The following is a 6396-nucleotide window of genomic DNA, read 5'->3' as shown; positions in this document are numbered from 1 at the left end:
TGGCCACGTTGTTTCAGTTATCCACATAAATCCGCAAACAAAGAACTTTAAGAAGCTGCAAACCTGAAACAGCAAACCTGCAATATAGTCTTAACCCCATTATTTAATCCCCTGCGTTGCTTCGCCGCAGGGAAAATCTTTATCTCTGAGACCACTGTGAACAAATACAAAGAGGCCTTCGCTTGCAGCGGCCAAGGCCGCGCCGCTCAGAATCTAAAAGCACCTCCCACGCTGACGCGCGGGCCCCGAACCTCACCGTTCTGAAACCACAACAAAAAAACATCAGGAATAAAAACACCACACAAACGCAGCACCGTGCCCACCCCTCATAACTGAAAAGCGAGGCCGCCCCCGCCCAAAGGGCGGGAACAACATCGCTTTTAATTATGAATGTTGTAACTATAAATCGTCATCGCTGCCAGTCTTCTGGCTGGAAGTTCTCAGTACACGCTCGTAAGCGGCCCTGACGGCCCGCTAACGCGGAGATACGCCCCGACTTCGGGTAAACCCTTGTCGGGACCACTCCGACCGCGCACAGAAGCTCTCTCATGGCTGAAAGCGGATATGGCTTAGCAGGGCGGGGATGGGATAGGCGAAATCTATCAATCAGTACCGGCTTACGCCGGGCTTCGGCGGTTTTACTCCGGTATCATATGAAACAACAGAGTGCCGCCTTCCATGCCGCTGACGCGGCATATCCTGGTGACGATATCTGAATCGTTATATACTGTGTATAATATATGGTGCGTTAATTTTTAAACCCTTATTTAATTTCCTCGTCAGTTAGATATTGTCCGTTTCCCAAACGAAGCCCTTCAGAGACGTCGTGTAAACACGGTCCTTTTATCTTACAGGTTAACCCCTATCAATCTTAGGATGAAACCACGCCATCCTCTGCTTGCCTGGTTATTAATTTCATATCATCTTATGCCTTTTTTATCTTCATTTGGGACCGTACTTTTCTTCGGAATATCACTATTCGTTAACTGCTGTTCATCAATAAAATTCCTGATGATATTCAGTTCACGCTGACGGATTTTTTCTTCTTCATTTTTTCTCAGAAGACGGCAGATATCCATTTCATCCCGCCCGGTCATTCTTTTTCCGGAAAAAAGGCGGTTAAGCAGCTCCTGCTTTACATCTGGTGAGTCTTTGGTGGCCTCCATGAGGTTGAGCAGACTCTGACGATCGAGAATAAAGAAAACTTTTGGGAAATAATGTAAAAGGAAAAGAACCCAGAATGCTGTCCATGCAAAGCAGAGAAAAGCTGCTGTAAGCACGTGATTCTTGCCTGATAGGTATATAATCAGCAGAACAACCGAAATCCAAGATGCCAGTTCTAAAAAAGTATATACAGGCTTCAGGCGTCTGTATGCCTGTTCATGATTATTCAGGATGAATTGAATTTTTTCTGCACCTGATTTACTCATAATAATTCTCTTCCCATTTTTCTGATACGTAATGTCCACCTGTTATCAGGAGTGTTTATTGCCCAGAAATATTCTCCTGCTGTGCCTGCATCCTGAGCCACTTTTGTTCTAATGTCGCCAGTCTGCGACCGGCACTCTGTGCTTCAGAGTCTGAGACCTGCCCTTTGGGGTGACCATCCAGGCCATAACGTGGGACGCCGGCGACAGCTGTCCGCTGCAGATATACGCGGCGGGATGTGATGCAGGACACTGCACAGAGCCATTCGTCCATGGTCAGTTCTGTCTCCGGGTGTTCTGCCAGAAATGCCGAAATATCATTGTTTATGCCAATTTTCAGGGGAATAAATCCACCACCTTCAGCACGAAGATGAGGAAACAGGGCCTTTATTTTTTCCACGCACTCGTGAGTATACTCACGGGTCCAGTGGGAGGGACGTGGAAAACGGTGTCTTTTCTTTTTCTTCTTCCTGGCTGGCGCTTCGGGGATATGTGTTTCGACGGCAGATGAATTTATTCCGGCGGGGGCTGATTCTGCCGTCTGTTCAGTAAATACAGGTGCGATAATATCTGTTTTTTCGGATAAGGACGGTAGCGAAAAAGTACGACGTTTTTTCACCACAATGACGGGAGTTTTCCTTTCTTCCTGATTTTTTCCCATAAATACCTCGGCTGGCTGGTTTTACTCTTTAATAATATCACAATTCATAAATTAGTAAATTTCCCATCAGGTGATTTTTCATGGCTAATAAGTCCGTTCTCTGAATATTTATACTCGAGGTAGTAACAGTTATGGCGTGACAGTCGAATTGATATTCTACTGAACCCTGACAGAAACATGGTTGATATATTCTCTCACTTTAATGTTGTCATGATATAAATAAAAACAATTCATTTGAAAGGATATCAGAAGAAGATATCGGGGCGCACAGTTCATCTCTGCCTTTGTTTCATGGGGTGTTCTTTGTATATTTTACTTACTGTTTAAGCATGTACATAAGGAGTGCTTTCATTATGCCAATGATACTTGTAAAGAAGAATCCCCGGGGCAAAGTGATTCGGGAGCTTAGCAGTGAGGAAGAGACTGCAGTAAAGACGGTCTGTGGACTGAAAAAGCCAGCAACCATGGCACTACATAACCTGGCCAATGATATTCTCCGGGAAATGCGTGAGTATGATGCATGGTTACAGTGTGACTGTATTCCGGGAGATTCGCCGGCCATGAATTTTGCTGCTCTTAAAAACAATACGGGTACTCTTTATCTGTCCAGTTTTAATCATGAGCATGCACCTGAATGCCCCATGTATCGTCAGTTATCCGGAAATGAAGAGGAAACATCTTCCGGAGCAAGCCGGCATCCCGTTAGCACCCGTATAAATTACAGAAACTTTTTACCACCTGATGACAGTAATTCTGTTATCAGACTGCAGGCCCGCTCTGCTTACCATAATGGTGAGAGCTCCTCCGTTCGCAAGAAACGTCCGCGCCTTGCCCGTTTACTCCTGTCTCTTATTGACGATGCTGGGCTGAATAAACTGGATTCCCTGGCTAATCCCCGTATCCGGACTAATTATCGTGAGTGTCTTGATGCCATACGGCAGGTTACACTGCAGCAGGAGTATATTCGGGGAAGATCCTTATCTGAAATTATCCATTTCCGGCCTGGAATGTCTGAAAGGTCTCAGGAGCGGTTAATGGAAACGCTGGAGAATTCAGAACGACACTGGCCTGCCAGAAGAAAACATATGTTCTTTCAGATTTTTATGGCGCAGCACATCTGTCGTGATGCTGTGGAAATTCACTGGGCGAACGGTAATATTCAGGTCATCAGACCTGTGCGGGGGATCAGTATTAATGGTGAAGCGCAGGGCGGAATACGTCCCCCTTACTGGGTTATTCTTGCTTTTTGCCGGAGTGCCGATGGCAGAATCATCTGCAGTGAAGGGTATGCTCATGCTCTTTATCAACTGACATGTCCGGTGCCTGTGGACAGCAAACTGGAACGAAACACGCTCACTGCTCTTCTGAATGTGGCCAGCTGGCTTAAAAGAAAGCCAGGTACGCCGGAATTAAGTCTGGAAAGGCCCCTGTTTGATACAGAAGTTTATGTTAATGGTGAAAAGAAATATGTCCTGCCGGATTTCATTGTCACAGCAAGGGCTCCTGACGGAAAGACGGCCAGAGTGGTCATCGAAACGATGGGATATGAAGACAGTGATTACTGCGCGAGAAAATCCAGGCAGCATACCGGCATGAAGCAGATTGGTGTTCTGCATACCGATCCACCGAAATGGCTGGATAACGATCATCCCCCTTTTGAGAAACATATGTACGGTGTTTTTATGCATCTCAGGTACTGAGATATTTTGTGGCTCAGTTCTGTAACTTTTCCCGTAACATTGTCTGTTGTTACGGGAAAGTCCGGTTTTTGTATTGCACCAGAGAATACTCAGACTGTGATGCTGCCACAGCGTCAGCAGGCTTTCTGAACGGTGTAACATCACTTCATGTTAATGATAATCACTATCATTAAATCTTGACATGCCATTTTCTCCTTAATAAATTAATACTGTATATGTATCCATATGCGTAAGCAGTTAATTCATTTGTTTTCCTCAGAGGATGAAGGAGATACCGAATGTCTGACCCTGTACGTATTACAAATCCCGGTGCAGAATCGCTGGGGTATGATTCAGATGGCCATGAAATTATGGCCGTTGATATTTATGTAAACCCTCCACGTGTCGATGTCTTTCATGGTACCCCGCCTGCATGGAGTTCCTTCGGGAACAAAACCATCTGGGGCGGAAACGAGTGGGTCGATGATTCCCCAACCCGAAGTGATATCGAAAAAAGGGACAAGGAAATCGCAGCGTACAAAAACACGCTCAGCGCGCAGCAGAAAGAAAATGAGAATAAGCGCACTGAAGCCGGAAAACGCCTCTCTGCGGCGATTGCTGCAAGGGAAAAAGATGAAAACACACTGAAAACACTCCGTGCCGGAAACGCAGATGCCGCTGATATTACACGACAGGAGTTCAGACTCCTGCAGGCAGAGCTGAGAGAATACGGATTCCGTACTGAAATCGCCGGATATGATGCCCTCCGGCTGCATACAGAGAGCCGGATGCTCTTTGCTGATGCTGATTCTCTTCGTATATCTCCCCGGGAGGCCAGGTCGTTAATCGAACAGGCTGAAAAACGGCAGAAGGATGCGCAGAACGCAGACAAGAAGGCCGCTGATATGCTTGCTGAATACGAGCGCAGAAAAGGTATTCTGGACACGCGGTTGTCAGAGCTGGAAAAAAATGGCGGGGCAGCCCTTGCCGTTCTTGATGCACAACAGGCCCGTCTGCTCGGGCAGCAGACACGGAATGACAGGGCCATTTCAGAGGCCCGGAATAAACTCAGTTCAGTGACGGAATCGCTTAACACGGCCCGTAATGCATTAACCAGAGCTGAACAACAGCTGACGCAACAGAAAAACACGCCTGACGGCAAAACGATAGTTTCCCCTGAAAAATTCCCGGGGCGTTCATCAACAAATCATTCTATTGTTGTGAGCGGTGATCCGAGATTTGCCGGTACGATAAAAATCACAACCAGCGCAGTCATCGATAACCGTGCAAACCTGAATTATCTTCTGACCCATTCCGGTCTGGACTATAAACGCAATATTCTGAATGACCGGAATCCGGTGGTGACAGAGGATGTGGAAGGTGACAAGAAAATTTATAATGCTGAAGTTGCTGAATGGGATAAGTTACGGCAAAGATTGCTTGATGCCAGAAATAAAATCACCTCTGCTGAATCTGCGGTAAATTCGGCGAGAAATAACCTCAGTGCCAGAACAAATGAGCAAAAACATGCAAATGACGCTCTTAATGCCCTGTTGAAGGAAAAAGAGAATATCCGTAACCAGCTTGCCGGCATCAATCAGAAGATAGCGGAAGAGAAAAGAAAACAGGATGAACTGAAGGAAACGAAAGACGCAATTAATTTCACAACAGAGTTCCTGAAATCAGTTTCAGAAAAATATGGTGCAAAAGCTGAGCAGTTAGCCAGAGAGATGGCCGGGCAGGCTAAAGGGAAGAAAATACGTAATGTTGAAGAGGCATTAAAAACGTATGAAAAGTACCGGGCTGACATTAACAAAAAAATTAATGCAAAAGATCGTGCAGCGATTGCCGCAGCCCTTGAGTCTGTGAAGCTGTCTGATATATCGTCTAATCTGAACAGATTCAGTCGGGGACTGGGATATGCAGGAAAATTTACAAGTCTTGCTGACTGGATCACTGAGTTTGGTAAGGCTGTCCGGACAGAGAACTGGCGTCCTCTTTTTGTTAAAACAGAAGCCATTATAGCAGGCAATGCCGCAACGGCTCTTGTTGCACTGGTCTTCAGTATTCTTACCGGAAGCGCTTTAGGCATTATCGGGTATGGTTTACTGATGGCTGTCACCGGTGCGCTGATTGATGAATCGCTTGTGGAAAAAGCGAATAAGTTCTGGGGTATTTAAATAAAATATAAGACAGGCTGTCTATCTTACAGACAGCCTTTTTATAATAACAGAAAGAATATATATCATACTTAACGGAAGAGATAATATGAAAACAGTACCCGTATAAACAGCAAGCAACCCCATTTTTCCAGGTGTATCAGCAAAAAAACCGCTGTTCCAGAAATCAGGCCGGGTAAATTTCAGAGCTGTATCTTCAATATACCATTTTGCAACCGGATACAAAACCATTCCGCAGAGAGAAATACACCAGAACAGTAATCTGTATTTAAAATCATAATCCCATGACATATACAGCATATATCCCCCCGTCACCCATCCCCACCACATATTATTAAAATAATATTTTCTGTTCATCTGCCTGTTTTCCTTTCTTTTGCACTTTTGTCAGTGTACTGATGCATGACAACATAACCACAGCATGATAATAATAATCAATAACAATAAGC

General features: G+C 45.2%; 5 protein-coding genes and 1 pseudogene. 3 read left to right on the top strand and 3 right to left on the bottom strand.

The genetic code is table 11. From position 1 onward, the window contains the following. Positions 1-319: 319 nt before the first annotated feature. Positions 320-561: pseudogene (locus WC5_RS26060) on the top strand (replication-associated protein RepA4); the annotation flags it as partial. Positions 562-920: 359 nt separating this feature from the next. On the opposite strand, the gene WC5_RS21310 reads toward WC5_RS26060, so the two are convergent. Together WC5_RS21310 and WC5_RS21315 are read right to left on the bottom strand one after the other, a co-directional pair. Beyond that, the gene (locus tag WC5_RS21310) at positions 921-1430 is read right to left on the bottom strand and encodes a hypothetical protein (protein ID WP_016231297.1); all 510 of its coding nucleotides are present in this window, start codon (positions 1428-1430) and stop codon (positions 921-923) included. Positions 1431-1485: 55 nt separating this feature from the next. Then, positions 1486-2088: a ProQ/FINO family protein gene (locus WC5_RS21315; RefSeq protein WP_000517689.1), complete on the bottom strand. Its 603-nt coding sequence runs from the start codon at positions 2086-2088 to the stop codon at positions 1486-1488. Between the two features lie 353 nt (positions 2089-2441). Here WC5_RS21315 and yagA point away from each other — a divergent pair, with 353 nt between their 5' ends. Together yagA and WC5_RS21325 are read left to right on the top strand one after the other, a co-directional pair. After that, positions 2442-3788, top strand: a complete 1347-nt coding sequence (yagA, locus tag WC5_RS21320) for a protein YagA (RefSeq protein WP_001132021.1) — start codon at positions 2442-2444, stop codon at positions 3786-3788. 278 nt (positions 3789-4066) lie between these two features. Then, positions 4067-5947 carry a colicin Ia central receptor-binding domain-containing protein gene (locus tag WC5_RS21325; RefSeq protein ID WP_016231296.1) on the top strand — a complete coding sequence of 627 codons (1881 nt, stop codon included), beginning with the start codon at positions 4067-4069 and terminating at the stop codon, positions 5945-5947. A gap of 21 nt (positions 5948-5968) precedes the next feature. On the opposite strand, the gene WC5_RS21330 is transcribed toward WC5_RS21325, so the two are convergent. After that, complete coding sequence (locus WC5_RS21330; RefSeq protein ID WP_001080730.1) at positions 5969-6304, bottom strand: colicin 1A immunity protein; 336 nt, start codon at positions 6302-6304, stop codon at positions 5969-5971. Positions 6305-6396: the final 92 nt, after the last annotated feature.

This window comes from Escherichia sp. KTE114, assembly GCF_000407765.1.
Classification (GTDB): Bacteria; Pseudomonadota; Gammaproteobacteria; order Enterobacterales; family Enterobacteriaceae; genus Escherichia; species Escherichia ruysiae.
The sequence above is the reverse complement of the archived record's forward strand: the minus strand, read 5'-3'. Positions and strand labels throughout refer to the sequence as shown.